This is a genomic window from Rhizobium sp. SRDI969 (genome assembly GCF_025152725.1).
Taxonomy (GTDB): Bacteria; Pseudomonadota; Alphaproteobacteria; order Rhizobiales; family Rhizobiaceae; genus Rhizobium; species Rhizobium leguminosarum_I.
In genome coordinates, this window is sequence record NZ_CP104035.1 from 3,264,996 (window position 1) to 3,290,192 (window position 25,197).

The 25,197-nt window shown below is 59.4% G+C and carries 23 protein-coding genes and 2 pseudogenes; 13 read left to right on the top strand and 12 right to left on the bottom strand.

Annotated elements, in window-relative coordinates; genetic code table 11:
• Position 1 precedes the first annotated feature (1 nt).
• Together N2A41_RS16370 and N2A41_RS16375 are read right to left on the bottom strand one after the other, a co-directional pair.
• Positions 2 to 1,213 carry a polysaccharide biosynthesis/export family protein gene (locus N2A41_RS16370; RefSeq protein WP_032985158.1) on the bottom strand — a complete coding sequence of 404 codons (1,212 nt, stop codon included), beginning with the start codon at positions 1,211 to 1,213 and terminating at the stop codon, positions 2 to 4.
• 282 nt (positions 1,214 to 1,495) lie between these two features.
• Complete coding sequence (locus tag N2A41_RS16375; RefSeq protein ID WP_260109247.1) at positions 1,496 to 2,926, bottom strand: O-antigen ligase family protein; 1,431 nt, start codon at positions 2,924 to 2,926, stop codon at positions 1,496 to 1,498.
• A 306-nt stretch (positions 2,927 to 3,232) separates the two neighbouring features.
• Here N2A41_RS16375 and N2A41_RS16380 point away from each other — a divergent pair, with 306 nt between their 5' ends.
• The gene (locus tag N2A41_RS16380) at positions 3,233 to 3,832 is read left to right on the top strand and encodes a transglutaminase-like cysteine peptidase (RefSeq protein WP_260109248.1); all 600 of its coding nucleotides are present in this window, start codon (positions 3,233 to 3,235) and stop codon (positions 3,830 to 3,832) included.
• 269 nt (positions 3,833 to 4,101) lie between these two features.
• Entirely contained in the window at positions 4,102 to 5,430 is a 1,329-nt protein-coding gene (locus N2A41_RS16385; protein ID WP_017965755.1) for a UDP-glucose dehydrogenase family protein, read from the top strand.
• Between the two features lie 115 nt (positions 5,431 to 5,545).
• Here the strand turns inward: N2A41_RS16385 and N2A41_RS16390 are convergent, their stop codons facing one another.
• Positions 5,546 to 6,337 (bottom strand): metallophosphoesterase family protein, encoded by a 792-nt coding sequence (locus N2A41_RS16390; protein ID WP_162118004.1) that lies wholly within the window; start codon positions 6,335 to 6,337, stop codon positions 5,546 to 5,548.
• Between the two features lie 72 nt (positions 6,338 to 6,409).
• Positions 6,410 to 6,982: pseudogene (locus N2A41_RS16395) on the bottom strand (TolC family protein); the annotation flags it as partial.
• Between the two features lie 284 nt (positions 6,983 to 7,266).
• Here N2A41_RS16395 and N2A41_RS16400 point away from each other — a divergent pair.
• Positions 7,267 to 7,518, top strand: coding sequence for a KTSC domain-containing protein (locus N2A41_RS16400; RefSeq protein WP_162118002.1), 252 nt, complete (start codon positions 7,267 to 7,269; stop codon positions 7,516 to 7,518).
• 203 nt (positions 7,519 to 7,721) lie between these two features.
• Here the strand turns inward: N2A41_RS16400 and N2A41_RS16405 are convergent, their stop codons facing one another.
• From N2A41_RS16405 to ung, 3 genes are all read right to left on the bottom strand, one after another.
• Positions 7,722 to 8,327, bottom strand: a complete 606-nt coding sequence (locus tag N2A41_RS16405; RefSeq protein WP_017965759.1) for an alpha/beta hydrolase — start codon at positions 8,325 to 8,327, stop codon at positions 7,722 to 7,724.
• Positions 8,328 to 8,338: 11 nt separating this feature from the next.
• Positions 8,339 to 9,271 (bottom strand): VOC family protein, encoded by a 933-nt coding sequence (locus N2A41_RS16410; protein WP_017965760.1) that lies wholly within the window; start codon positions 9,269 to 9,271, stop codon positions 8,339 to 8,341.
• A gap of 136 nt (positions 9,272 to 9,407) precedes the next feature.
• Positions 9,408 to 10,109 (bottom strand): uracil-DNA glycosylase, encoded by a 702-nt coding sequence (gene ung / locus N2A41_RS16415; RefSeq protein ID WP_260109249.1) that lies wholly within the window; start codon positions 10,107 to 10,109, stop codon positions 9,408 to 9,410.
• 237 nt (positions 10,110 to 10,346) lie between these two features.
• Here ung and N2A41_RS16420 point away from each other — a divergent pair.
• The 3 genes and pseudogenes from N2A41_RS16420 to N2A41_RS16430 form a co-directional block, all read left to right on the top strand.
• Positions 10,347 to 11,759 (top strand): annotated as a pseudogene (locus N2A41_RS16420) (phosphomannomutase); the annotation flags it as partial.
• A 51-nt stretch (positions 11,760 to 11,810) separates the two neighbouring features.
• Positions 11,811 to 13,238 (top strand): mannose-1-phosphate guanylyltransferase/mannose-6-phosphate isomerase, encoded by a 1,428-nt coding sequence (locus N2A41_RS16425; protein WP_222386781.1) that lies wholly within the window; start codon positions 11,811 to 11,813, stop codon positions 13,236 to 13,238.
• A gap of 119 nt (positions 13,239 to 13,357) precedes the next feature.
• Positions 13,358 to 13,663: a hypothetical protein gene (locus N2A41_RS16430; RefSeq protein WP_026154312.1), complete on the top strand. Its 306-nt coding sequence runs from the start codon at positions 13,358 to 13,360 to the stop codon at positions 13,661 to 13,663.
• Between the two features lie 49 nt (positions 13,664 to 13,712).
• Here N2A41_RS16430 and N2A41_RS16435 read toward each other — a convergent pair whose 3' ends face one another.
• Entirely contained in the window at positions 13,713 to 14,669 is a 957-nt protein-coding gene (locus tag N2A41_RS16435) for an endonuclease/exonuclease/phosphatase family protein (protein WP_260109250.1), read from the bottom strand.
• 246 nt (positions 14,670 to 14,915) lie between these two features.
• Here N2A41_RS16435 and N2A41_RS16440 point away from each other — a divergent pair, with 246 nt between their 5' ends.
• On the top strand, positions 14,916 to 15,932 hold the full coding sequence (locus tag N2A41_RS16440; protein WP_260109251.1) for an NAD-dependent epimerase/dehydratase family protein: 1,017 nt from the start codon (positions 14,916 to 14,918) through the stop codon (positions 15,930 to 15,932).
• Positions 15,933 to 16,023: 91 nt separating this feature from the next.
• On the opposite strand, the gene N2A41_RS16445 is transcribed toward N2A41_RS16440, so the two are convergent.
• Together N2A41_RS16445 and N2A41_RS16450 are read right to left on the bottom strand one after the other, a co-directional pair.
• Positions 16,024 to 16,338: a hypothetical protein gene (locus N2A41_RS16445; RefSeq protein WP_162117995.1), complete on the bottom strand. Its 315-nt coding sequence runs from the start codon at positions 16,336 to 16,338 to the stop codon at positions 16,024 to 16,026.
• Between the two features lie 229 nt (positions 16,339 to 16,567).
• Positions 16,568 to 16,720, bottom strand: a complete 153-nt coding sequence (locus tag N2A41_RS16450; protein WP_003581757.1) for a hypothetical protein — start codon at positions 16,718 to 16,720, stop codon at positions 16,568 to 16,570.
• A gap of 404 nt (positions 16,721 to 17,124) precedes the next feature.
• Between N2A41_RS16450 and N2A41_RS16455 the strand changes: the two genes are divergently transcribed.
• The 6 genes from N2A41_RS16455 to N2A41_RS16480 all read left to right on the top strand — a co-directional run bounded on the left by N2A41_RS16455 (position 17,125) and on the right by N2A41_RS16480 (position 23,343).
• On the top strand, positions 17,125 to 17,826 hold the full coding sequence (locus N2A41_RS16455; protein ID WP_222386743.1) for a CerR family C-terminal domain-containing protein: 702 nt from the start codon (positions 17,125 to 17,127) through the stop codon (positions 17,824 to 17,826).
• Complete coding sequence (hlyD, locus tag N2A41_RS16460; protein WP_222386744.1) at positions 17,823 to 18,836, top strand: secretion protein HlyD; 1,014 nt, start codon at positions 17,823 to 17,825, stop codon at positions 18,834 to 18,836. Before N2A41_RS16455 ends, hlyD begins: the two co-directional genes overlap by 4 nt.
• Positions 18,833 to 20,578: an ATP-binding cassette domain-containing protein gene (locus tag N2A41_RS16465; protein ID WP_260109252.1), complete on the top strand. Its 1,746-nt coding sequence runs from the start codon at positions 18,833 to 18,835 to the stop codon at positions 20,576 to 20,578. The genes hlyD and N2A41_RS16465 overlap by 4 nt, the downstream gene beginning before the upstream one ends.
• Complete coding sequence (locus N2A41_RS16470; protein WP_260109253.1) at positions 20,575 to 21,702, top strand: ABC transporter permease; 1,128 nt, start codon at positions 20,575 to 20,577, stop codon at positions 21,700 to 21,702. Before N2A41_RS16465 ends, N2A41_RS16470 begins: the two co-directional genes overlap by 4 nt.
• 1 nt (position 21,703) lies before the next feature.
• Positions 21,704 to 22,816 (top strand): ABC transporter permease, encoded by a 1,113-nt coding sequence (locus N2A41_RS16475; RefSeq protein ID WP_162117990.1) that lies wholly within the window; start codon positions 21,704 to 21,706, stop codon positions 22,814 to 22,816.
• Between the two features lie 131 nt (positions 22,817 to 22,947).
• Positions 22,948 to 23,343, top strand: coding sequence for a DUF1236 domain-containing protein (locus N2A41_RS16480; protein WP_162117989.1), 396 nt, complete (start codon positions 22,948 to 22,950; stop codon positions 23,341 to 23,343).
• Here N2A41_RS16480 and N2A41_RS16485 read toward each other — a convergent pair whose 3' ends face one another.
• On the bottom strand, positions 23,344 to 23,556 hold the full coding sequence (locus N2A41_RS16485; protein WP_017965772.1) for a hypothetical protein: 213 nt from the start codon (positions 23,554 to 23,556) through the stop codon (positions 23,344 to 23,346). It abuts the gene before it with no gap.
• Between the two features lie 99 nt (positions 23,557 to 23,655).
• Positions 23,656 to 25,188: a winged helix-turn-helix domain-containing tetratricopeptide repeat protein gene (locus N2A41_RS16490; protein ID WP_260109254.1), complete on the bottom strand. Its 1,533-nt coding sequence runs from the start codon at positions 25,186 to 25,188 to the stop codon at positions 23,656 to 23,658.
• Between the last annotated feature and the right edge of the window lie 9 nt (positions 25,189 to 25,197).

Genomic DNA, 25,197 nt, shown 5'->3' on the forward strand with positions numbered 1-25,197 from the left:
ATCAATTTCCAAGATCCTGTACCGCGTTGCGGGTATCCCTCGTATCGTCGGCCACTCCGGAAACAGTGGATGATACCGAGTTCACGATGTCAAGGAACTTGACCAGTTCGACAGAGTCCGAATTGGAAATATAGATAATATCCTTGTCTTCCATCTTGAACTGCTGAACAGCAAACAAAGTTGCCGGGTCGCGCATATTCGCACGGATGATCACCGGAACCATTTCACCCGTAAACCTCGTCGCGTCCACGTGCATCGCTGCAACCGTTTTCCTGGGGACAAGGCGGTAGAGCAGGACCTGAGCCGGATCGGCGCGGTCGTCGCGCAAGCCGCCCGCCTTGGCGATTGCCTCTCCAAGTGTCAGATCAGACTCTTCGAAATCGAAGCGGCCACTGACGCCGGCTGCGCCGAGCGCAAGATATGTGCGACGCTCATGATCGATCGAGATCGTGTCATCGGGCGCAACATAGATATTTTCGGCCGGGTTCTTCAACAGCGTCGTGTAGGCGACGGTTGCCGTCTTGCCACGGCGCTGCAGCGTCACATTCGTTTCGATATTGTTGGTCGTCAAACCGCCCGCCGCGGAAATGACATCCAGAACGCGCTCGCCGGCCGGGCTGATCTCGACGCGCTGGGGATTGTTGACGTCACCGAGCACGGCAACCTGGCTGGAGCGGCTTGTGGTTGTCGTAATAACCACCTGCGGCTCGATCGCGCGGCTTGCGAGGCGATCCTCGACGTCCTGCTCTACGGTCTCCTTCAGGCGACCGGCAGCCGGAACCCGACCCGCATAGGGAATTGTGATCGTCCCGTTTCTATCGATGGTCTGCTCCGGCAGCGAGATGTAATTGCCGGGTCGGCTACCTGCGTCCGATGGGATGAAGAGACCGCCGGACTGAGCTTCGAAGATGGCGACCTGGACGACGTCGCCGTAACCGAGCGGAATTTCAGGCGCCCCGCCTCGACCACCACCAAACCCTTTGAACGAGGTCGGCTGGGGAGCGGTAAAATACGACAAGACGTTTTTGCTGAGATCAATCAGGGCGTAGTCGATACCGACGCGACGCTCCTTGGTTGTCACTTTCACGGCTGCATCGCGATCAACATCTTTGTGATCGGGACCGGATCTTGGCAACGATGTGCAGCTTGCCAATATAGTCGTTAGCGCTACAACAATGGCGACGCGTGTACTACCGATACGAGAACAACCCATAGAATACCCTGCGTTTACGCCCCTGAAGCTACTGCCCCGCAATCTGACAAAATACAAGACAATCCCCGATCAATAACACTGAAAGCCGATTAACATTCCCCTAACTGTGGCAGGCTGGCAACGCCGAGCCCTGTAGGAAGCGAAAACGACTTCGGTCCGACTTTTCTTGCATCGCAACAAATCCGAAGGCTGCACCCGCTATAAAATTTCTAGGGTTTCAGAGTCAACCGTTCGCACCTGCACAATCGATCTTTTCCGAAAATCTTATTAAAATCCATCCGTTTAAACTTTACTGGTTAACGGCCGCTCATAAGCCATGTCCGCCTCTCCGTTGCTGCGTCCCAGACATATCGCGACAACGGCGCTCAGGAAGGCGGAGAAAAACACCGCAAAACCGGGTATCTGCAGCGAAAAATCGACCGCCGCATGAAGGGCGACCAAAACGCTCGCCGCCAGGCCAAGAAGAACATAATGCCTGAGACGCCGTCTTTGGGCGAACCCGCGCCGGAACACTCTGGCAAGCACCGAGAAGGCAAGGACCGCTGCAATGGGGAACAATATTCCGAGACCCTGAAATCCTTCGAGATAGAAATTATGCGCGCGGTCGAAGACCCCGAAAATTCCGCAAGCCGGATCGCGGTAGGCGGAAAACACGGTCCGGAAGGTTCCGAGCCCCGTTCCCGTCAACAAATGATCCGAAATGGCACGCCATATGCCCGGCAGAATGCAAAACCGATCATCATCCTCGAGTCGCCGCTCCTGCGCGCGCAAAATCGTCTGGCCTGCAAACATCGTCAGTAACACTACGACGAAACCAATCGCCGAGAGGAGTATCAGCAACGAACGCCATCTTGGCGCCGGCCTTAAATGGCGCCTCGATCCGTTCCAATTGAGGACAAGCCATGGAAAATAGATGAGAGCGGCAACAAAGGTCGCAAATATCCCGGCGCGCGAGCGGCTCAGCATCAGCGCGGTGAAGCATGCGCACAAGAGCAGTATGTAGATCCACGATTTCAAGAGAAGCGCGTTTCGGCCCGGTTCGCCGGGCGGATAGTTCGAATAGGCACGAGCTATGTCCCTGACCAGGGTCAGCATCAGCAGCGTTCCAAGCCCGAGGAAGGTCGCGGCGGTATTGCGGTTGACGAAGACTGTAGTCAGGCTGTCTAGGTAGGCGCGTTTCTCCACGACGATTAGGATGTTGGGAAACAGCAAAAACTGCAGCAGGCCGAAAACAGCGACAATGCCCGCCGTAAGCCCGAGTCCCGTCAGCACTTTCCGCGCACGCTGATCGGTATCGCATAAGAGCAGCCCGGTCAGAAATGTGACGAAAGGCAGGGCGATCCACAGGATCGACGCAAGCGTGTCGGCCGGTTCGACCGAGATCGCTGCGTACTGGACACTTGCCAGATCACGCGCAGCACTCCAGGCAGGATTGGCCAACCAATTGGAAGGCAACTCGACGGTCTGGATGAACGTCCAGCCTGTCAGCACGACGAGCAGAAACAAAGCGATGCTGAAAACCGATCTGGTCTGCCTCGGCTCCCCGAACAACAGCGCGGAAATAATCGCCAGCACAAACATTCCGATCGCAGCGAAGGCGAAGGGAAAGGGCGTGACGCTTCCGAACGGAATAAGAGTCAATATCACCAGGCAAATGAAGACAACGAGGATCACCTCCCGCATGATCTGCCTGTTGATGAGGTTGGATAACATTTGAATCGCTCACCGGCAGCAGCGGGAATGAGGGGCCTACAGCCAATACGATCAATATTCCCGTACTAACATAAGTTGCATATCAAGCGCCTGCGTGTTAAAGTGCAGCAGAATTCCACATCATTTAAAATTGTCGCGAAACGTTTAAATCAATCGAGACAACCCCTGGCTATGCTCCTTGAAGCAGCAGGAACGGGACAGACGTTCTGCGGCCAATACTTGGCAGATCACTAAGTCGCCATGCCATTGACTGAGGCCAAAGGCAAGCCTGATCTCAATCGGTTGCCCGTAACGGGGATTTAAGAGATGAAGAAAACAGTCGTTACACTTCTGGCGCTGGCCTTTACAGCAGGCAATGCATGCTCGGCATTTGCCGCCGGTCCCGCAGGTTTTGCCCGCGGTATGACCGGTAATTCGGCGGTCAGTTATATCTCTGAAAAAGGCAAGATCATTCCACCTTTCGCCCAGGTGCTGTTCTGCGCCCAGAACCCGACCGAATGCCGCGATAACAATGGTTTGGCGGTCGTTGCACTGACGGACACGCAAATGCTGCAACTGAAGGACGTCAACTCTGCCGTCAATCGTACGATGATCGGCCGGAACGACCCCCGCAACGAATTGAATGGCGACGTCTGGAAGGTGAATGTGCGCAGCGGCGACTGCGAAGATTTCGCATTGACCAAGCGCAGCCGGCTGATAGCGATGGGCTGGTCGTCGCGCGCTCTGCGGATCGCGACGGCATATACGCCCTCCGGTGAAGGGCACGCGGTCCTCGTCGTCAGAACCGACAAGGGCGATCTCGTGCTCGACAACAGGAAGAGCAGCATCAAGAACTGGCGCGATACCGATCTGCGCTGGGACAAGATTCAATCGGGAACAGACCCCTATGTCTGGTACCAGCTATAACGGCCGAGGCAGCGACATAGATTGATTGATCCTGTTTCCGGATTGAAGTCGAGCCTGCTCTGACGAGCCGCTCGACTTGTCATATCGCCCACATAAACCTATGTTTTGGCTGTCGACGGGCTAACCGGCAGCGAACTGCGGTGCCCGGAGTTCGATTTTCGATGTGGGTATCAAGCGATCTTCGATATTGTCTTTTCGCCCAGATTGAGTATGACGAACGTCATGCTGCGACGCAGCATGACGTTCTACTCTAATGATTTGAGGGAAATATGCGCATCACGATGATTGGATCAGGCTATGTCGGCCTCGTTTCAGGCGTTTGCTTTGCGGATTTCGGCCACGACGTCATCTGCGTCGACAAGGATCTGAGTAAGATCGAAGCCCTTCGCGAAGGCCGCATTCCGATCTACGAGCCGGGTCTGGAGCAACTGGTCGCCGAAAATACCAGCACCGGCCGGCTGTCCTTTTCGACCGATGTCGGCGAAAGCGTCCGCAGCGCCGACGTCGTGTTCATCGCTGTCGGCACGCCGTCCAGGCGCGGCGACGGCCACGCAGACCTTTCCTATGTATACGCCGCTGCACGCGAGATTGCCACCTATGTGGAAGGCTTCACCGTTATCGTCACCAAGTCGACGGTGCCGGTCGGCACGGGTGACGAGGTCGAGCGGATCATGCGCGAAACCAATCCCGCGGCAGATGTCGCCGTCGTTTCCAATCCGGAATTCCTGCGCGAAGGTGCGGCGATCGAAGACTTCAAGCGTCCCGACCGTATCGTCGTCGGCCTGAACGACGACCGGGCGCGCGAAACCATGACCGAGGTCTACCGCCCGCTCTATCTCAACCAGGCCCCCTTGGTCTTCACCACCCGCCGCACCTCCGAACTGATCAAATATGCGGCCAATGCATTTCTCGCGATGAAGATTACCTTCATCAACGAGATCGCCGATCTTTGCGAACGGGTCGACGCAAACGTCCAGGACGTTTCACGCGGCATCGGCCTCGATGGCCGTATCGGCTCCAAGTTCCTGCATGCCGGCCCGGGTTACGGCGGCTCGTGCTTCCCCAAGGATACGCTTGCTCTTGCCAAGACGGCGCAGGATTACGACGCGCCGATGCGTCTCATCGAGACGACGATCTCGATCAACGACAACCGCAAGCGCGCGATGGGACGCAAAGTCATTTCGGCCGTCGGCGGAGACATTCGCGGCAAGAAGATCGCGATCCTTGGCCTGACCTTCAAGCCGAATACCGACGACATGCGCGACAGCCCGGCGATCGCGGTCATCCAGACCCTGCAGGACAACGGCGCGCAAGTGGTCGGCTACGATCCCGAGGGCATGGAAAACGCCCGCAAGGTAATCGAGAACATCGAATATGCGAGCGGACCCTACGAGGCGGCCGCTGGTGCGGATGCCATTGTCATCGTCACCGAATGGAACCAGTTCCGCGCGCTCGATTTCAATCGCCTGAAGCAGTCGATGCGCGCTCCGATCCTGGTTGATCTGCGCAATATCTACCGCAGCGACGAGGTCCGCAAACACGGCTTTACCTATACCGGTATCGGCACCAACCTTTATCAGGAAGCGACCGGCGCCTGAGATAGCTCCGTGAACTTTTATTGTCCTGACGCCGCGGAGCATAATCCGCGGCGTTTGGTTTTGAGCATGACGCCGAAAAGTGTAGGCGTTTTCGGACGACACCATGCTTGCCGATTTAGAGGATTCCGACCCGCGTCCCCTTTATCGTCAGCACGGTCAGCCGGCCCGTCGCCGAAACCGCAGTGTCGATACCAATGCGTTGCGGCCCGAATGTCGGGATTCGTGCCGGCGTATGCCCGTGGATCACGAGGACAGGAAGCTGCGGCCCTTCATCCAGGAAGGGCTGACGGATCCACATGAGGTCGCTGTCTTTCTGCTTTTTGAGGTCGATGCCCGGTTTGATGCCCGCATGAACAAAGACGACCCTTCCTATCCGCAGCATGATCGGCAGCGATTCCAGGAATTTGATATGCCGCTCGGGTATCATGGTGCGGATGACGCGGGCAATTGTTTCGCTTCCGGCCGCCGATTCCAGCAGATGCTCGATGTCGATACCGTATGAGTGCAGCGTCTCCGTTCCGGCAAAGCCGAGCCATTCGAGAATGCGTGCCGGCTTGCGGTAGAGTTTGACCAGTTCCGCGTCGTGATTGCCGCACAGGACGAAGCGCTGAAATCCCGGCGGCGGGGTCTTGCTCAGGAACTCCAGCACCGCACTCGAATCAGGCCCGCGATCGACATAGTCGCCGAGCATGACGATGAGTTTCGGTCCCGGGATGCGCGCGGCATCCTCGACGATGCGGCGATGCACCTCGACGAGCTCGTTATAACATCCGTGAACATCGCTCATCGCGTAGACCGCAGCGAATTCGCCTTCGGCAAACGTCAGCCGAGCGCGTCTTTTACGGTTGCCGGCCAGTATCGGTATGTGTTGTCGCCACGGCGCTAGATAGTTAAACATGGAACCCATTTATGAGACCCGACCGAATGGCGGGTTGCGGAAATAATCCATCTCTTATCCATCGCTGAAACGGCATGAGGCTCACTGTTCATAAGAATTTGGCCTGATCGCGGCCCCACCGAAGTTGTAACCCGAACCAATTGCCACATTCAGAGTGACATAGTTCTTCGCCGTTTGCTGCACCGCCTGCGCCAGGTTGGCCTGACTGGTCACGGCTGAACGCTGCGCATCCAGCACATCAAGCAAGGATGATTGTCCATCCTTGTAGCTCCCGATTGAAAGCGCAAGAGTCTCCTGCGTGGTCTTCACCTGCGCCCGCAGCGCCTGAATGGTTTGCGCGTCGCGGTGAACGGACGATAGAGCGCGCTCAATCTCTTCGAGGGCGGCCAGAACAATCTGCTTCCACGCAAGAGACTGCACCTTCGCATTGGATCTCGACATCTCCACATTCGGGCGCAGCCGATCACCACCGAAAATTGGCGGGTTGAGAGCCGGCCTAAACAACCAGGTGGTCAGGCCACCGGGAGCGCTACCCGCTTGTTTTATGGATGACGGCGAGATCGAACCATTGAGAGTGATGCTCGGATAAAGCTGCGACTCGGCAGCGCCGATATTGACCGTTGCAGCGGCGAGGTCACGCTCCGCCTTGCGGATGTAGTCATTCATGCTTGGGAGGGTGCTGCGGTTAATAATACGCTATAGTTTGCTATATGATGATTAATCCGGCGTTAAGCCGGCGATTATTGCGTTTCTCGCGACATTATCGGCTAATATTCCTCAAATGGAGGAGCCACAGGCATCGGATTTCCACAGGGGTGACCTTCGAGAAGCTGCAAAAATCAACTATAACGAGAGGCCGCGGGAAAAAATGAACGTTAAAGCAGATCGCGCTTGACGCCCTTGCGGCGCAGCATAATGATGGCGCGTTGCGAGCGTGAATGACATTCTTGGTCAGGAATCTCAGATCCAAAACTGCGGGGTGCAAAGTGGAAACTGCGGTTGATTCGAAGCTTATCGAGGCGATCACCTACGACGAAGACAGCCGGCATCTAAGGGTCTATCTGACCAACGGTCAGAGGCGAGAATATGAAGGCGTTCCCAAGGGTGTCGTCGTCGGTTTGACGATGGCGGCATCGCCAGGAAATTTTTATATGAAGGCAATCCGGGGCAAATATCCTCCCCGTCCCTAATGCCTTATCGAGAACGGATGATAGTATCATCGTTCCAGCAAAGATGCGGGACCGGCATTCGCCGGTCCCGCAAATCAGTTTCCCGCCAGCACTTGCATAATTCCTTAAATCGGGATCGATTGAAGGACAAATTATGCCGCACTTCAAAATGCTACGGCGTCGTTTGCGTGTCTAAAAAGACGCGGCGCTGCCGCGGCGCGCGGTCAATAATTGCCGAGGAAATCGCGAACCGCATTGATCTCGAGCGGCGCAATTTCGTGACCGCCGGGGTGCCAGACCTCCCTGACCTCCGCCTCTCGGTCTTTCAGATGCTCGGACAGCGCCTCGGTCATGGAGACGGGAGCGATCGGATCCCGTCGTCCCGCCGTCACCAGCACCTTTCTTCCCACAAGCGTTACCTGGGCTTCGGGTTGAAACGGAATGAGCGGGTGCATCAGAACCGCGGCATCGAAGATACCCTTCTCGATCAGCACGTTGGCAAGAATATTTGCGCCGTTCGAGAATCCCAGGCCGAGAATCTCGGAAGCCCGGTACTCGTCAGCGAATGCTTTGACGTAGGCAGCCATCTTCTCGGTCGCGCGCGAAAGGTCGGGCATGTCGTAGACCCCTTCCCCGGTGCGGCGAAAGAACCGCGCCGCGCCGTGTTCGGAAACATCGCCGCGCGGGGAGAGAATCGTCGCTTCCGGCAGCAGGCGCCGACCGAAGTCGAAAAACTGGTTTTCGTCGCCCCCGGTGCCGTGCAGCACCAGCAGAATAGGTTTATCAGGTGCACCGGCATGCAGCCGGTGCACATATCCAGTTTCGGTCATATCGCCTCTCCTTACGCTTCGAGCGGCTGCAGGTGCTGCTCGAGCAGCGCGCGAAGATGGGCGTGCTGCTGCGGCAGTTTCAAGGCTTCGCCGAGATGGGCCGTGTCCTCGTCGTGGTCGAAACCTGGCTCATTGGTCGCGACCTCGAACAGCACGCCGCCCGGCGTGCGAAAATAGATGGCCCAGAAGTAGTCGCGGTCGATCACCGGCGTGACCTGATAACCCGTGTCCATCAGCGCCTTGCGCACTTCGAGCTGCTTCTCGCGGTTTTCGACGGCGAAGGCGACGTGATGAACCGAGCCGGCGCCGGGAAGCGCGCGGGCGATGTTCGGCATGGTCTCGAGATCGATGAGATGCGCGCCATTGCCGGAGGGCTTGATCAGCCGCTTGACGCCGTCCCTTTCTTCAGCGACCTGGTAGCCCATGAACTTCAGGAGCTCGGCCGTGGCGCCCTCGTCCCGCAGCCGCATGGCAACGGAATGGAAGCCGCGAATAGCGTGATCCTCACTGATGCCGCTATGCGTCCAGGGCTGGCGGTTATCGTCCTCGACTTCAACAAGTGCAAAACCGTCACCGTCGGGACCGGAAAAATTCAGGCGTTTCTCGCCGAAACTTTCCTCAGCCTTCAGGCCGCCGACACCAAGCGCGGCAAAGTGATCGCTCCAGAAGCCGATCGAGCCTTGCGGAACGGAAAACACCGTCGTGCCGACCTCGCCTGTGCCGGGACGGCCCTGCGCCATCTTCGGGAACGGGAAATAGGTCATTACGCTGCCGGGTGTGCCGGTCTCGTCACCGTAATAGAGGTGATAAACGTCAGGCGCGTCGAAATTGACAGTCTTCTTGACGCGACGCAGACCGAGCGCATTGGTGAAAAACTGGTTGTTGGTGCGGGCGTCCTGCGCCATCGACGTGACGTGGTGCAGACCCTTGATCTGATCGAGCATTTGAGACCCCTTTTCATGCCCGCCGTTGCGGGCTTTCGATGAGGCTAAGATGCGCGCTGAAACTCTCACGGAACAGACCCGCAGACCAAAACGCATTGTCTTCTATTAGTGAACGAACATCAGATTGCGTTCACACCTATGCCCCGTGGGGATCGGCCGGCAATTGCCAGTCGATCGGCGCGCGCCCGCGCGACTGCAGGAAGGCATTTGCCTTTGAAAAATGCCCGCAGCCGAAAAAACCGTTATGGGCCGAAAGCGGCGAGGGATGCGGCGCCCTGAGCACGAGATGCCGCGTCGTATCGACGAAGGCGGCCTTGCGCTGGGCATAGGAACCCCAGAGCATGAAGACGACGGATTCACATTCATCGTTGACCTTGCGGATAACGGCGTCGGTGAAGCGCTCCCACCCCTTGCCCTGATGGGCCGCTGCCTGCCCCTCCTCGACGGTCAGCACGCTGTTCAGCAGGAGCACACCCTGTCTTGCCCAATGTTCGAGAAAACCGTGCCGTGCCGGCGCTATGCCGAGATCCGTCTCCATCTCCTTATAGATGTTGACGAGCGAGGGTGGTATGCGCACGCCCGGCCGGACACTGAAGCACAGCCCATGGGCTTGCCCAAGTCCATGATAGGGATCCTGGCCGAGGATGACGGCCTTGACGTTGGAGATCGGCGTCAGATCAAGGGCGCGAAAATATTCGCTGCCCTTGGGGAATATCCGCTTGCCGACCTGCTTCTGCGCGACGAGGAAAGACTTGAGCTGTTGCATGTAGGGGCTGGAAAATTCCCCCTCCAGCGCAGCCTTCCAGCTCTCCTCGAGACTGACGGATGGATCGCTCATCCCGGAAACCCTTCGCATATGACGAAATAACGGTCACACGGTTCTAGCAAAATCGATCTACGCTGCAATGCCCGTCGGCTCGGCAATAGGTCTACACCTTCAGAATTCGGAGAGAGGATTTGCGAGAGGCTGGCCGGGGCACCGTCGTCCGTGTTTAACTATATGATAGCTTCGGTATTTACGCCGGCAGGCGGCCTGAGTAGAACCTTGATTGTGAAATCGGAGCCATGTCTTCCTATGAAATTCGGCACGAGCGGCCTTCGCGGACTTTCAGTCGATCTCAAGGGGCGCGCCTCTGCCCTCTACGCCACCGCGTTCGGCAAATATCTGCTGCAGACCGGTAAGGCGCGGACCGGCGACGTCATTCTGATCGGCCGCGATTTTCGCGATTCAAGCCCTGAAATCTCGGGAAATTGTGCCGGTGCGCTTGCCGCGCTCGGCTTTCGGATATTCGACTGCGGCAATGTCCCCACACCCGCCCTTGCCCTTTATGGTCTCGAAAGCAACGCCGCATGTCTGATGGTGACGGGCTCACATATTCCGGCCGACCGCAACGGCATCAAATTCTATCGCCCGGATGGCGAGATCGACAAGGCGGACGAGGCAGCGATCACCAGTTTGGCAGCCGAGATCGAACGAACCGGCGAAACGGTAACGCAGGCGCCGACCGGGACGGAGGATCATGAAGCGATCTGCCGGCAGCTCTTTTTCGAACGCAATGCCGCTCTGCTTCCGCAAGGCGCGCTTGCCGGCCTGAAGATCGGCGTCTACCAGCACAGCACCGTCGCCCGCGACCTGCTGGTGGACGTTCTCGCTCATTACGGCGCCGAGATCACCGCTCTCGGACGTTCGGAGAGTTTCATTCCCGTCGACACCGAAGCCGTTTCCGACGAGACGATCGCGCTGATGAGGCGTTGGGTGTCCGACCACAAGTTCGATGCGATCGTCTCGACCGATGGCGACGGCGACCGTCCGCTGGTCGCAGACGAAACAGGCACGCCGCTGCGCGGTGACCTTCTCGGCCTCGTGGCAGCCAATTTCCTCGGCGCCGGCACGGTGGTGACGCCGGTTACCTCCAATTCGGGCATCGAGGCCGCGGGCTCTTTCGCCGTCCGACGCACCCGCGTCGGCTCACCCTTCGTCATATCAGGCATGGAAGAGGCCGTGACGGCCGGCAAGGATCATGTCATGGGCTTTGAAGCCAATGGCGGACTGCTGACCGCAACCGCCTTTGATATCAACGGCCGGAACGTGCGTGCCTTGCCGACACGCGATTGTTTTATCCCGATGCTCGCGATCCTGTCGCTCGCCGCCATTCGCAGGCAGCCGCTTTCGGCCGTTGCCGCCTCTTATCATCTGCCATTTGCAGCCGCCGACCGCCTGGAGAGTTTTCCGGTCGAGACGAGCGCAGCGCTGATGCAGTATCTGCGTGCCTCTGATGAAAATCTTTCGGCCTTCCTGCAGCCGATCGGCGAGGTGGCTGCGAAGTCCGACATCGATGGACTTCGCCTGACGCTGAGGGACGGCAGGATTATCCATTTCCGCCCGTCCGGCAATGCGCCGGAAATGCGCTGTTACGTGGAAGCCGAGAGCGAAACCGCAGCCCTGGATCTTCTGACCGCCGGGCTGACCCGTATACGAGACTGGGCGGAGATACCCGCTAAACATGCGACGAACACGCTTTTTTCAAGGAACCCGCCTATGACGCAGAAAATTGTTCCCGTGATCATGGCCGGCGGCAAAGGCACCCGGCTCTGGCCGCTTTCCCGTGCCACCGCACCGAAACAGTTCATCCAGTTCGTCGGTGACAAGACGCTGTTTCAGGAGACCCTCGACCGGGTTTCCAATCCGGATCTCTATGAAGCCGCGATCGTCGTCACCAATGAGGAATTCCGCTTCCTGGTCGCCGAGCAGGCCCGCGAACTCGCCATCCCGCTCGCCGCCGTCCTGCTGGAACCGGTTGCCCGCAACACCGCGGCAGCGGTGGCCGCCGCCGCTAACCTTGCCGGCGAGCTCTTCGGCAAGAACACCATCATCCAGATGCTCGCCTCGGATCACGAGATCCTGGCCGATGAGACCTATTTCGATTGCATCCGCATCGCCCGCGATGCCGCAGGCGACGGCAAGCTCGTGACTTTCGGCATCAGTCCGACGGAGCCGGCGACGGGTTACGGTTATATCGAAATCGGCGATGCGCTCAAAAATGGTGCGCACAAGGTCAAGCGCTTCGTCGAAAAGCCGGCGCTTGAGAAGGCCGAGCAGATGCTCGCCGCAGGCGGCTTCTACTGGAACTCCGGCATCTTCATGTTCCCGGTTGCGGAACTTATCGCCGAACTGCAGGAATATGCGCCTGACGTGCTGAAGGCTGCAAGCAAGGCCGTTTCGAAGGCAAGCCGCGACCTCGATTTCACCCGCCTCGACCCCGACCATTTCGCCAAGAGCCCCGACATCTCCATCGACTACGCGATCATGGAAAGGACCTCCAAGGCCGCCGTTGTCCCCTCGCCCTTCAAATGGTCTGATATGGGAAGCTGGGATGCCGTCTGGAAATCAGGCGCACGCGACGGTAACGGCAATGTCGCCGCCGCAAACACCACCGTGGTCAATACCCGCAACTCGCTCGTCATGACGCATGGCGTGCATCTTGCCGTCCAGGGCATGGATGATGTCGCCGTCATCGCCAGCGAAGACGCCGTCTATGTCGGGCCGCTCAAAGACAGCCAGAACGTCGGGCAATTGGTCAAGATGCTGGCGTCCACGTCCGCCACCGCGAAATTCACCGAAACCCATCCGACATCCTATCGCCCCTGGGGCGGCTATACCTCGATCTTCAACGGCGATCGCTTCCAGGTGAAGCGCATCTTCGTTACACCGGGCAAGAAGCTTTCGCTGCAAAAACACCACCACCGCTCCGAACACTGGATCGTCGTCAAGGGAACGGCCGAGGTGACGGTCGGTGAGACCGTGCGGATGCTGCGTGAGAACGAGAGCGTCTACATTCCGCTCGGCGAAGTCCACCGCCTCGCCAACCCCGGAAAGATCCTTCTCGAACTCATCGAGGTGCAGACGGGTTCCTATCTCGGCGAGGACGACATCATCCGTATCGTCGATGAGTTCGGAAGAACGTAAAATCGCAACCGGAGCGATGGTCGGGTCTTTTCCGGCGCGACCATCCTCGCTGTTGAATTTCCTCTTGGGGTTCTCGTAGAATGGATGTACCGACAGACATGACCGGAGATATCCCCCTGATGCGTACGTTGCCCGTCCTCGCCGGATTTCTTGCAATCATGGTGCCGGGAATGGCGTTTGCCGAAACGGCAAGCATGCGAACCGCAAGCGAGTCCGAAATTCGCCAGCACCTGCCCGGTACGTCCGAACTGAAAGAAGGCAAGAATGGCTACGAATATCGCGACGGCAATAAGAATGGCTACAAGATAAACAATGGCCAGGTGTGCGTCCTGTTCCCCAGCAAGAAGACCGATTGCGTCAACGTGAAGACCGACGGCAAGACCTTTCAGATGATCGACAAAAAAGGCGGCCGAACCAGATTCTGATTTGTGGCCGGCAATTTCCTTGCCCGGGCTTGTCTTCCCGCAGGCAAAATCATTTTGCGGGTGAAGTTGCACTGTCCTTGTCGAGAACGAAGTCGGCGATCAGACCCGAATGGTTCGAGCCGAGACTATCATCGACACGTTTCAGCGATGTCAGATGAAGCGGCGCGCGCGCAAATATGTGATCGATGGCGATCCCGAGCCGGCCGGCGCCGACCGGCCATGTTGCCGGTTCCGGCGTGATCGTCTTCAGCTTCTGGTCGCGCAGGAAAGCTTGGATGCTCGGAGCGATCACCGAGGAGTTGAAATCGCCTGACACCACCAGAGGGCCGTCGATTGAGCCGAGCGCTTTGGCGAGATCTTCCAATTCAGCCATCTGAAAATCGTCGAAGTATGGTTTAGTCAGGTGCGCTGAAACCAGATTGATGGTCTCGCCGCCGAAATCGACGCTTGCTATCACCAGCCTATTTTTTCGCAAACTGCCCATGCTTGCAACCTGCGGGCTGACGAACGGGCGTTTGGAGAGCACAAGCGTATCGCATGTATCCTTCCCGGTATCGCAGCCGATATGGTAGGGATAGGCCTTGAACAATTGCTGCAGGTGAAACGTCAACGGCTTTGCTTCGAGCAGATTGACGACGTCGGCATTCGACGCGATCACCATGTTGGTGATCTCAGTTGAGTTTTTCCAGTTGTCGATCGCGATGTTGAACGACATCAGACGGAAAAGCGGCGGGGTGTCGGTGCTTCTGTCGCCCTCCGCGAATTCGCGCAGCATGATGATGCCGTGAGCGATGAGAAGAAGCGAGGCAATCAGAAGGATAAAGCCGTAGATCTGTCTCTTGATGGCCAGAATGATGATGCTGGCGGCGACGAACACGACGCCGAGGTGAAGCTGAAAGCTGTAGACGAAGGACAGAAGCCAGAAGTTCGTGACATAGCGTAACGATACGATCGCGATGGCAACGGTCAGAAACGCGCAGAGAATCCAATAAATTATATCTCTCATCGATCCTGACCTGCTTGCAGACGGCCGTCCGGCCATAACATGCGATCAGTTATGGTGCAATGCAACAAAACAGCCGGGAGCCGGCGTCCGGCAAAACAGCGGCGGATAGACCGACGGCAGCGGGGACGGTGCTGTGGCCTTCTCTTTCAAAGACCTATCGACTCGGCCTCTTCTTATCTTGTAAGTGGGGTCACTTGATACGGAATCGGCTCTTTGCCGTCGGCAGGGAGCCGAGAAAAGGTGGGAATGCGCTACTTCATTACAGGGACTGCCGGCTTTATCGGTTTTCATCTGGCCAGGCGCCTGCTGCAGGAAGGGCACGACGTCACAGGCTTCGACGGCCTGACTCCGTATTATAACGTCAAGCTCAAGGAGATGCGCCATGCGGCACTCTCCCAGTTTCCGGCTTTCAAACCTGTCATCGCTATGCTTGAGGACCGCCCATCGCTGGAAGCCGCCGTTCTGGAGGCCAAGCCCGACATTTTGATCCACCTCGCCGCACAGGCTGGCGTCCGCTACAGCCTGGAAAATCCCGAGGCCTATCTTCGTTCGAACGTCGAAGGCTCGTGGAACATCATGGAAATCGCGCGGAGCGTCGAAATCCGTCACCTGATGCTGGCCTCGACATCCTCGATCTATGGCGCCAATCCGACCGTCCCCTTTCACGAGACCGATCGCGCCGACGAGCCGCTGACCATTTATGCCGCGACGAAGAAATCAATGGAACTGATGGCGCATAGTTATGCCCATCTTCACAAGATTCCGACCACGGCTTTTCGCTTCTTTACGGTTTATGGCCCATGGGGCCGCCCGGACATGGCGCTGTTCAAATTCACCAAGAACATGCTCGAAGGCCAGCCGATCGAGATTTACGGCGAAGGCAATATGAGCCGTGACTTCACCTATATCGACGATCTCATTGAAGCGATCGTTAGGCTCTCGGCAATCGCTCCGAGCGAGGAAAATCGTCTTGACAACGTAGCTGTCGAAACGCTTTCGCGCCAGGCGCCCTTCCGCGTCGTCAATATCGGCGGGGGCAAGCCGGTCAGCCTGATGGATTTCGTCGAAACGGTGGAGAAAGCGCTCGGCCGTCCCGCCATCCGCAAGATGCTGGCGATGCAGAAGGGTGACGTGCCGCGCACCTTCGCAGCCCCCAATCTGCTCGTCGCGCTGACGGGATACAGGCCGGATACGACATTGGATATCGGCGTCAAGGCCTTCGTCGACTGGTATCTCGACGTGCGCGGCGAACTCGACGCTTAGAACAGGGTGACGTCCGAAGACCCCTCACACTTTTCGGTATCATGCGCTAGGTGTCGCAGAGGATGCGACAGGCCGAAGCCGGCCCAATGTTTCAGCGGAGAAACGTGACGGCGTCGACGGCAGCGACCGCCGTCGCAAACACGTAACCGACGACAACGGTCAGGCTCTGCGAATAGGTCTTGAGCCGGTAGCCCTCGCCCTCGACCGTAGCAGGGCCGCGCAGGACGAAAGGAACGCCTGGGCGCATGAAACCGGCGCGTGTCGTCAACGGAACCTCGGGCGAATGGCCAATGGCTGAGGTGTACATCAGGTCGCGGGCAAGGCTGGCTGGGCCGATGGCGAAGGCCGGCTCGGCGGCGGCGGTGATCGTCAGGGTCAAGGCGATGGTGGCAAGAGTTCTGTGCATGTCGAAGTCCCCGTTTGCGGATCGGCGGGCTTCATTTTGCCCGGCTCCAAACGATCGACGCGTCTGTCCACGCTTCGGTCGCTTTCATGAGACCACTCTACACATCAGTATTTTCAGGGTTTTTAAGCAGATCGGTCAAATTTTAAGAAATTTGATTTTCCGGTCGCACCGGTTCGGAATCCACGGAAAAAACGCGGAAATGCCGATGGCCTCGACGCTGCATCGCAGTCTACAGGACACGATCCAGCTTCTTGTTGATGTGCAGGTTCGGCATCAATCCCGCACTTTGCGCAGCATGATAGGATTCTCGCGCCGCATCGAACGAGATCGACCACATGATGGCGCTGAGCAGCAGAGCGATAATATAGATCTGAATACGCATCGAACTGCCGATACGGAAAGAGCAAGGCAGTTTTGTGTCAAAACATAGTCACAGGGATCACGAAAAAGTGGCGCGTTCTTTGTTTTGCAGCCGGCTGGCACCAGACATATTAGTGTCGTGAAAATTAGTGATATTGCACTGCTACCTGTTAGCAGCCGACCCCGAGGCTTGGTTCCTCTTCCCACCCCGAGAACCCTGAGAGGTCCGTTCCCACCGGCCTCTTTGCTTCTTTCCAAGCGTTTTTCCATAACTGTGAGATCGCCTGATCCGAATTGACGTTGGACCGCTGAACGGCATATCTCGATCCCAAACCAGACCACACGTTCCACGAGCAATGTCATCTTCTTGCCTTGGCAAATATATCAATCGATTGACTTACTTTTCGACTAATGTTACAAATTGCCATGACCCGAGAAGCTAACAGCCAGCCACCGGCCTCCGCCCGCGCCGAGATCGCGCGCCAGAAGATGCTGGACGCTGCCCTCGACGTCTTCGGCCGCTATGGCTTCGATGGCGCCTCGACGCGCCAGCTCGCGGATGCGGCCGGCGTCAACCTGCAGGCGATCCCCTATTATTTCGGCAGCAAAGAAGGTCTCTACATCGCCACGGCCGAATATCTGATGATGCGGATCAATACGCATGTCGGTGACATGAGGGCGCGCGTCGGTGCGCATCTGCTGGCGCTCGACGCTGCGGGCAAACCGCTTGGGGAAGCGGAGGCCCGCCATTTCTTGATCGAGATTTTGCAGACCATGGTGACGCTGTTCGTCGGCGGGGAATCCGAATCCTGGGCGCGTTTCCTGATCCGCGAGCAGATGGAGCCGACCGAAGCCTTCACACGGGTCTATCAGGGCCTCATGCGGCCGATGATCGAGGTGGGCCGGCGGCTGATCGGAGCCATCCTTCACGAGGATCCCGCCTCGGAACATGTGCGCCTTCGCACTTTCACCCTTCTCGGCAGCATTCTCGTCTTCCGCGTCGCCCACGCGGCCGTGCTCGCCCAGATGGAGTGGGACGGAGTCGGCCCGGAACAGGTGGAAACGGTGCGCGGCCTTGCCGCAGAGTTGGTCGATTGCATCGGCTCGCCGAAAGGAAGTGCAGCATGAAACGCATCCTTCCCCTCGCAATCCTTCTTCTCGTTGCGGCAGGTGCCGCCGGCTGGTGGTACGGCCTGCCCCAAAAGCTCGGCTGGTTGCCTGAGGCCAGCCGCGAGTTCGTCCTTTACGGCAATATCGATATCCGCCAGGTCTCGCTCGGCTTCCGCGTCAGTGGCCGCCTCTCCGAACTCCTTGCCGACGAAGGTGACGTCATCAAGAGCGGAACGGTCATGGCGAAGCTCGACGCAACCCCCTATGACTTCGCGGTCCGCTCCGGCGAGGCCAATGTCGCAGCCCTTCGGGCGACGCTCGACAAGCTGAAAGCCGGTCCGCGGCCGACCGAGATCGCCCAGGCACGCGCCGCCTATGACGAAAGTATCGCCGATCTCCGCAATGCCAACCTCGCCTATGACCGCGCCCGCCAGTTGCGACCGCAGGGGACGATTTCCGAGGCGAGCCTTGATCAGGCAACCGCTGCAAGGGCCATGGCCGCCGCACGTTCCGATTCCGCCAACGAGGCGCTGAAACTGCTGCTGGAAGGCTCCCGTGTCGAGGATATTGCCGCTGCCGACGCCCAATTGAAGGCGGCACAGGCAACACTCGCTTCCGCCCGCACTTCGCTAGATGACACCGAACTGCGCGCGCCGAACGACGGCGTCGTGCTCTCCCGCGTCCGGGAAAATGGCGCGATTGTTTCCCCCGCCGACACCGTCTTCGTGTTGTCGCTGACAGAACCCGTCTGGGTTCGCACCTATGTCGCCGAACCCGATCTCGGCCGCATCCATCCCGGCATGAAGGTTTCGGTCACCTCCGATACGGCGTCCAACAAACCCTATGAAGGTACGATCGGCTTCATCTCGCCGGTTGCCGAATTCACGCCGAAATCGGTGGAGACGCCGGAGCTCAGGACCGACCTCGTCTATCGCCTGCGGATTGTCATCGATAAGCCCGGCCCGGATCTGCGCCAGGGCATGCCAGTCACCATGCGTTTTCCTACGCCGACGGCGGACGAACGATGACCGCCGCCGAGACCGGCCGGGGCGACAAGCCGCTTGTCCGGATCGACGGCGTCACCAAGCGCTTCGACGATGCGCCGGCCGTCCTTGACGCCGTCTCCGGCGTCATCGGTGGCGGCGCGATCACCGGTCTCGTCGGCCCTGACGGCGCCGGCAAGACGACGCTGATCCGCCTGATGACCGGCCTGATGCTGCCCGACACGGGAGCTATGGAGGTTCTCGGCTTCGATACCCGGAAGAATGCCGCCGGCATCCAGGCGGCGATCGGCTACATGCCGCAGCGCTTCGGTCTCTATGAGGACCTTTCGGTACAGGAAAACCTCGACCTTTACGCCGATCTGCGTGGCCTGCCGAAGAGCGAACGTGCGAGCGCCTTCGACGAACTGCTCACCTTTACCGATCTCAAGCGTTTCACCGGCAGGCTCGCTGGAAAGCTTTCCGGCGGCATGAAGCAAAAGCTCGGTCTTGCCTGCGCGCTTCTGAAGAAGCCGCGCCTGCTGCTGCTCGACGAGCCGGGCGTCGGCGTCGATCCAATCTCGCGCCGCGACCTCTGGAAGATGGTTGAGAACCTGACGAAGGAAGGCATCGGCGTCCTTTGGTCGACCGCCTATCTCGACGAGGCCGAAGCCTGCGATCATGTGCTGCTCTTGAACCAGGGCAAGCTGCTCTTTTCGGGGAAACCGGCTGACATGACCGGCCGCGTCAGCGACCGGGTTTTCCGCGTCTCGGGCTTGACAGGGCGCCGCCGGCAGGTGCTCGCCGGACTTCTGCAGGCTGATGGCGTCATCGATGGCGTGATCCAGGGCGAGGCGATCCGCCTCGTCGCCGCCAAGGACAGGAAACCGGATATAGGCTCGGCCGGCGATGGCGCGACACTCACCCCTGCCCCGCCGCGCTTCGAAGATGCCTTTATCGACATGCTGGGTGGTGGTCCTGGCGGCCGCTCGAGATTGGCCGAGGCGCAAGAGCCGACGAAAGGCGAGGATGACCGGCCGGTGATCGAGGCCAAGGCGCTGACCAAGCGCTTCGGCGATTTCACCGCTGCCGACAATATCAGCTTCGATATCCGCCGCGGCGAGATCTTCGGCCTGCTCGGCCCAAACGGCGCCGGCAAATCCACCACCTTCAAGATGCTCTGCGGCTTGCTGAAGCCGACAAGCGGCGAAGGCCGCGTCGCCGGTTTCGACCTTCGCCGCGATGCCGCCGAGGCCCGCAACCACCTCGGCTACATGGCGCAGAAATTCTCGCTCTATGGCGATCTGACTGTCATGCAAAATCTCGAATTCTTCTCTGGCGTCTATGGCCTTCGCGGGCCGCACAGGCGCGAACGCATCGAGCTGATGGCCAGCATCTTCGATTTCGGCCGCCATGCCAGCCAGCCGGCGAAAGATCTACCGCTCGGCCTGAAGCAGCGCCTGGCGCTTGCCTGCGCTGTCATGCACGAGCCGCGCGCCCTCTTCCTCGACGAACCGACCTCCGGCGTCGATCCGATCACCCGGCGAGAATTCTGGACGCATATCAATGCGCTGGTCGAAAAGGGCGTGACCGTGCTCGTCACCACCCATTTCATGGACGAGGCGGAATATTGCGACCGCATCTCGCTGATTTATCGCGGACGTTCGATCGCGCTCGGTTCGCCCGATGAATTGAAAGCCCGGGTTGCAACCAAGGAGCAGCCGGACCCGACGATGGAGGACGCCTTCATCGCCCTGGTGCAGCAATCCGAGAAGGAGGATGCCGCATGAGCACCTCCTCCGGCCGGATGCGGCGTCTCTTGGCCCTCGTGCGCAAGGAAAGCTTTCAGGCGATTCGCGATCCGAGCAGCATCCTCATCGCCTTCGTGCTGCCGCTGATCCTGCTCTTTCTCTTCGGCTACGGCGTCTCGCTCGATACCACCCGCACTCGCATCGGCCTCGTGACCGAGGAGATGACGCCGCTGACACAGGATCTGTCGGCGAGTTTCCAAGCCTCGCGCTATTTCGAGGTCGCCGTCAGCCGCGACCGGCGCCTGTTCGAGGACGATCTTGTGCTCGGCAAGGTACGCGGCATTGTCGTCATTCCCGCCGATTTCACCACACGCTACACCGCCGGCAACCGTCCCGATATTCAGATGATTGTCGACGGCTCGGATCCGAACACGGCGAATTTCGTACAGAATTATGCGCGGGGCACCATTGCCAACTGGGAGCGGCAGAGGCAAGCGGACGTCGCCTCCCATAGTCCTGCCATCTCGGTCGAGCAGCGCTTCTGGTTCAATCCTGAACTGACTAGCCGCAATTTCCTCGTGCCTGGCTCCATAGCCATCGTCATGACGCTGGTCGGCACACTTCTGACCTCGCTCGTCGTCGCCCGCGAATGGGAGCGGGGCACGATGGAGGCGATGATGGCAACGCCGGTAACAGCGGTCGAGCTGCTCGCAGGCAAGATCCTGCCTTATTTTCTGCTCGGCCTCACCTCGATGACGCTCTGCGTGCTGCTTGCGGTCTTTCTCTTCGGCGTGCCGTTCCGTGGCTCCGTCGCTGCCCTCTATGCCCTATCGGTCGCCTTCCTGATCCCGGCGCTCGGCCAGGGCCTGTTGATCTCTACGGCAACGAAGAATCAGTTCCTCGCCTCACAGTTGGCGCTGATCTCGGCCTTTCTGCCGGCATTCCTGCTGTCGGGCTTTCTCTTCGAGATCAATTCCATGCCGACCGTGATCCAGTGGGTCACCTTCATCGTGCCGGCGCGTTACCTGATCCCCAGCCTGCAGACGGTGTTCCTCGCCGGCGATATCTGGCCGATGTTCCTGCAGGCGATCGGCGTGATGCTGACGATCGGCGTCATCATGTTCGTGCTTGCGGCGCGCAGCACCAGAAAGAGGATCGGCTGAGATGGGTTGGACAAGGCTTTACGCCCTGATCGTCAAGGAGCTGCTCGCCGTCCTGCGTGATCCGAAGGGCCGTGCCATCCTGATCGGCCCGCCGATCGTCCAGCTTCTCGTCTTCTCCTATGCCGCGACGCTCGAAGTGCGCAATGTCGATGTGATGATCCTCAACCGCGACAGCGGTCACTGGGGCCAGGAACTGATCGAGCGCATCGACGGCTCGCCGACTTTCAGGAAGATCGAGATTGCAGAAAGTCAGGCGGAGGTCCGGGTGGCGATCGACAATCAGACGGCCATTGCCGCCGTTGAGATCGGCCCAGACTTTTCCCGCAATATCGAGGCCGGGACGCCAGCCGACCTGCAAATGGTGCTTGATGGCCGTCGCTCCAACGCCTCGCAGATCGTCGCGGGCTATCTCTCGCAAATCGGCGCCGCCCTTGCCGCCGAGACACCGGCCGGCAAACGTGCCGGCGCCGACATCGTCTCGACACTGCCGCGCAACTGGTTCAACCCGAACCTCACCTATCAATGGTTCATGGTGCCGAACCTGATCGCCAGCATCGCGCTCCTCATCGGCCTGATCGTCACGGCGCTGTCGATTGCTCGCGAGCGCGAGCTCGGCACCTTCGACCAGCTGATGGTCTCGCCGCTGCGTATGCACGAGATTCTGATCGGCAAGCTGATTCCACCGATGATGATCGGCCTCTTCCACATCACCGTCTATATCCTGGCCGCCGTCTTCCTCTTCGAGGTGCCGCTGCGCGGCTCGCTCTTCCTGCTTTACGGCAGCGCGATCTTCTATCTCGGTTCGGTCGCCGGCCTCGGCCTCTTCATCTCGGCGCTGTCGATGACGCAGCAGCAGGCGATCCTCGGCGCTTTCCTTTTCATGGTCCCGGCTATGCTGCTCTCCGGCTTTGCGACGCCGATCGAGAACATGCCGGGATGGTTGCAGCCGGTGACCCTGATCAATCCGCTGCGCTATTTCCTGGTCGTCGTCAAAGGCGTCTTCCTCAAGGATATTCCTTTGAGCGAGGTGGTGAACCAGACGATCCCACTGGCGCTGATCGCCACTGTTACGCTCAGTGCCGCCGCCTGGCTTTTCCGCCGGCGGCTGGAATAACGCATTCCGACCCGGACTTTAGCGGCCTCACATAATGTGAACCGGCCGTCCAAAGCGTGACACTCTCCTGCCGGAACCTCGGATTGGCGCGGTCGTTACCCCAGTGCAATCCCCAGAAAAGGAGAAGCAAAATGTACAAGATTCTCGTTGTTTCCAGCGCCCTTGCGCTGTCGTCATTTGCAACCAATGCGCTCGCTGATGGAGCCGTGACCGGTGCAGCCGGCGGCGCCATCACCGGCGCAATCGTCGGCGGCCCTGTGGGTGCTGCCATTGGCGGTGTGGCCGGCGGTGTCGCCGGTGCCGTTGTCGATCCGCCGCCGCGCGAGGTCGTCACTTATGTCCAGCAGCAGCCAGCCCCGACCGCCTCCGTGGTGGTCCAGGAACCGATCGTCGTCGGCAAGCCGCTTCCGGCAGACGTCGTGGTGACGCCGGTACCTGACAATCCGAAATATGCCTATACGGTCATCAACAATCAACGCGTGATTGTCGAACCCCGCACCCACCGTGTGGTGCAGGTCATCGAATAATCAGGCAACCGAAGCCGCCCGTTGTGGTTCGGCAACTTCCGGCTCCGCTTCGGCGGAGCCTTTTTTCGTGCGCTCGCGCCACCTGCCGATCAGTGAGAACAGAACGACGGCGTACTCTGGCAACTCGAACCCCCGCGGCAGCGCCTCTATCGGAATTTGGTCGCCGTAAAGCTTGCCCTGCCTGAGCGATAGAATATGCACGGTGGAAAGCATGAGCCGATCCTCCATCGATTGACGGGATCAGCATCGCCGAAACGTCCGCTTTGGGTCCTTAAGAGACCGATTAAGGGCTACTAAAACTTCCAAGAGCTTTCAGCGCGGTCGCATTCCGGCCCGCGCCAGTCCTGCCAGAACCGGAACAAAGCGCCGCGGGTCCCTGGCCGGTTGACCGGCTTGAATTTTCTCAAGGGTCGCGCCGGGTGCGATCGCCTCAAGCGCATGCAGGTACTGCCGCGCCTCGGCCATGTTGCCGAGATGCGCATGTGCTGCGATCAGCATCCAGTAGGTCGGGTCGAAATGGGCATTGAGCGCCAGCGAGCGAGCGCCGAAAGAGACCGCCGCCTCGTAATTGCCGCGAAAGATCTCGGCCATCGCGATGCCCGTCAGCGAAAAACGCGCGTCCGGATCTCGCGGCCCCAGCATCAAGGCGCGGTGCAGACGCTCGAGCGCGTCATCGATATCGCCGCAGTGCAGGGCCGCGATGCCGGAGCATGCCGCGACGCGAAGATCATTGGGATTGGCGGCAGCGGCAGCCTCCAGGACGGCCATGCCGCCGTCGTAGTCCTTGCCCGTCTGCAGCAGCGCCATACCGCAATGGACCATCACCCGGGGATCGCCGGCCGAATGCTGGAGGCCGCTGCGTGCAAGCCTGAGGCATTCCGCCTTGTCGTCTTCTCCGAGCGGCGGCCAGCCCATGGTCGTGCGATGTTCGAGCGCCCACGCGGCAAGCGACAGGATCAACGCATTTTCCGGCTCGATGGCCAGGGCCTCGCGCAGCAGCGCATAGGCAACGGCATTGCTTTCGATCGACTCGTCGGTGATGGCAGCAAGCGCACGCAGATAGAGATCATAGACCGCGGGGCTGTTCGGCCGGTCTCGCCGCGATCTCCGGATTTCGGCGATCTCGATCGCCGGCTCGACGATCGTGGCAACGCGCTCGGTGATCCGGTCCTGGAAGGCGAAGACGTGGCTGATGCCGTCTTCGAAATGATCGGCCCAGAGATTGGCCGCCGAAAGGCCGTCGACCAGTTGCACGTTGATGCGCAGCTGCGCGCCCTCTCGCCGGATACTGCCTTCGAGCACGTAGCGCACACCGAATTCCCTGGCCACCTCTCGCACATCGACGCTGCGTCCCTTGTAGACGAAGGCGGAGTTCTGCGAGACCACCGAAAAGGAACGGAAGCGCGAAAGCGCGGTGATGATCTCCGCCACCACGCCGTCGGCGAAATAATCCTGGTCGGCGTCACCGCCGAGATTGGCGAAGGGAAGAACGGCAACCGACGGCGCCTGCGGCGCCACGGGCGCCATCCCGGCATTGTCCTGGCGCGGCAGGCGATAACCAACCCTGGGAACGGTGACGATCCACTCCGTGCCATCCGGGTTTGCGCCGAGAAGCTTCCTGAGCGTGGCAATCTGGACCGTCAGGTCGCCTTCTTCTACGGCAAGTCCCGGCCAGGCCCGCTCCATCAGATCCGCCTTGGTGACGACGCGGCCCTCAGCCTCCAGCAGCAAGCCGAGCAGCGCTACGGGCCGTGGTCCCGCCGCAACAGACTTTCCGTCCCGCCACAGGCTTCCTGTCACGGGATCGTAAAGGAACGGACCAAACGAAAGCCTTGAGCTGCTCATTGCCAGAGC

Excerpts from the sequence above, each read along its gene's own strand:
- N2A41_RS16450 (WP_003581757.1), bottom strand. The coding sequence starts at position 16,720 with ATGCGTATTCAGATCTATATTATCGCTCTGCTGCTCAGCGCCATCATG.
- N2A41_RS16430 (WP_026154312.1), top strand. The coding sequence starts at position 13,358 with ATGCGTACGTTGCCCGTCCTCGCCGGATTTCTTGCAATCATGGTGCCG.
- N2A41_RS16370 (WP_032985158.1), bottom strand. The coding sequence starts at position 1,213 with ATGGGTTGTTCTCGTATCGGTAGTACACGCGTCGCCATTGTTGTAGCG.
- N2A41_RS16405 (WP_017965759.1), bottom strand. The coding sequence starts at position 8,327 with ATGACCGAAACTGGATATGTGCACCGGCTGCATGCCGGTGCACCTGAT.
- ung (WP_260109249.1), bottom strand. The coding sequence starts at position 10,109 with ATGAGCGATCCATCCGTCAGTCTCGAGGAGAGCTGGAAGGCTGCGCTG.
- N2A41_RS16400 (WP_162118002.1), top strand. The coding sequence starts at position 7,267 with ATGACATTCTTGGTCAGGAATCTCAGATCCAAAACTGCGGGGTGCAAA.
- N2A41_RS16485 (WP_017965772.1), bottom strand. The coding sequence starts at position 23,556 with ATGCTTTCCACCGTGCATATTCTATCGCTCAGGCAGGGCAAGCTTTAC.
- N2A41_RS16440 (WP_260109251.1), top strand. The coding sequence starts at position 14,916 with ATGCGCTACTTCATTACAGGGACTGCCGGCTTTATCGGTTTTCATCTG.
- N2A41_RS16390 (WP_162118004.1), bottom strand. The coding sequence starts at position 6,337 with ATGGGTTCCATGTTTAACTATCTAGCGCCGTGGCGACAACACATACCG.
- N2A41_RS16425 (WP_222386781.1), top strand. The coding sequence starts at position 11,811 with ATGACGCAGAAAATTGTTCCCGTGATCATGGCCGGCGGCAAAGGCACC.
- N2A41_RS16435 (WP_260109250.1), bottom strand. The coding sequence starts at position 14,669 with ATGAGAGATATAATTTATTGGATTCTCTGCGCGTTTCTGACCGTTGCC.
- N2A41_RS16380 (WP_260109248.1), top strand. The coding sequence starts at position 3,233 with ATGAAGAAAACAGTCGTTACACTTCTGGCGCTGGCCTTTACAGCAGGC.
- N2A41_RS16385 (WP_017965755.1), top strand. The coding sequence starts at position 4,102 with ATGCGCATCACGATGATTGGATCAGGCTATGTCGGCCTCGTTTCAGGC.
- hlyD (WP_222386744.1), top strand. The coding sequence starts at position 17,823 with ATGAAACGCATCCTTCCCCTCGCAATCCTTCTTCTCGTTGCGGCAGGT.
- N2A41_RS16445 (WP_162117995.1), bottom strand. The coding sequence starts at position 16,338 with ATGCACAGAACTCTTGCCACCATCGCCTTGACCCTGACGATCACCGCC.
- N2A41_RS16455 (WP_222386743.1), top strand. The coding sequence starts at position 17,125 with ATGACCCGAGAAGCTAACAGCCAGCCACCGGCCTCCGCCCGCGCCGAG.
- N2A41_RS16480 (WP_162117989.1), top strand. The coding sequence starts at position 22,948 with ATGTACAAGATTCTCGTTGTTTCCAGCGCCCTTGCGCTGTCGTCATTT.
- N2A41_RS16410 (WP_017965760.1), bottom strand. The coding sequence starts at position 9,271 with ATGCTCGATCAGATCAAGGGTCTGCACCACGTCACGTCGATGGCGCAG.
- N2A41_RS16470 (WP_260109253.1), top strand. The coding sequence starts at position 20,575 with ATGAGCACCTCCTCCGGCCGGATGCGGCGTCTCTTGGCCCTCGTGCGC.
- N2A41_RS16490 (WP_260109254.1), bottom strand. The coding sequence starts at position 25,188 with ATGAGCAGCTCAAGGCTTTCGTTTGGTCCGTTCCTTTACGATCCCGTG.
- N2A41_RS16465 (WP_260109252.1), top strand. The coding sequence starts at position 18,833 with ATGACCGCCGCCGAGACCGGCCGGGGCGACAAGCCGCTTGTCCGGATC.
- N2A41_RS16475 (WP_162117990.1), top strand. The coding sequence starts at position 21,704 with ATGGGTTGGACAAGGCTTTACGCCCTGATCGTCAAGGAGCTGCTCGCC.
- N2A41_RS16375 (WP_260109247.1), bottom strand. The coding sequence starts at position 2,926 with ATGTTATCCAACCTCATCAACAGGCAGATCATGCGGGAGGTGATCCTC.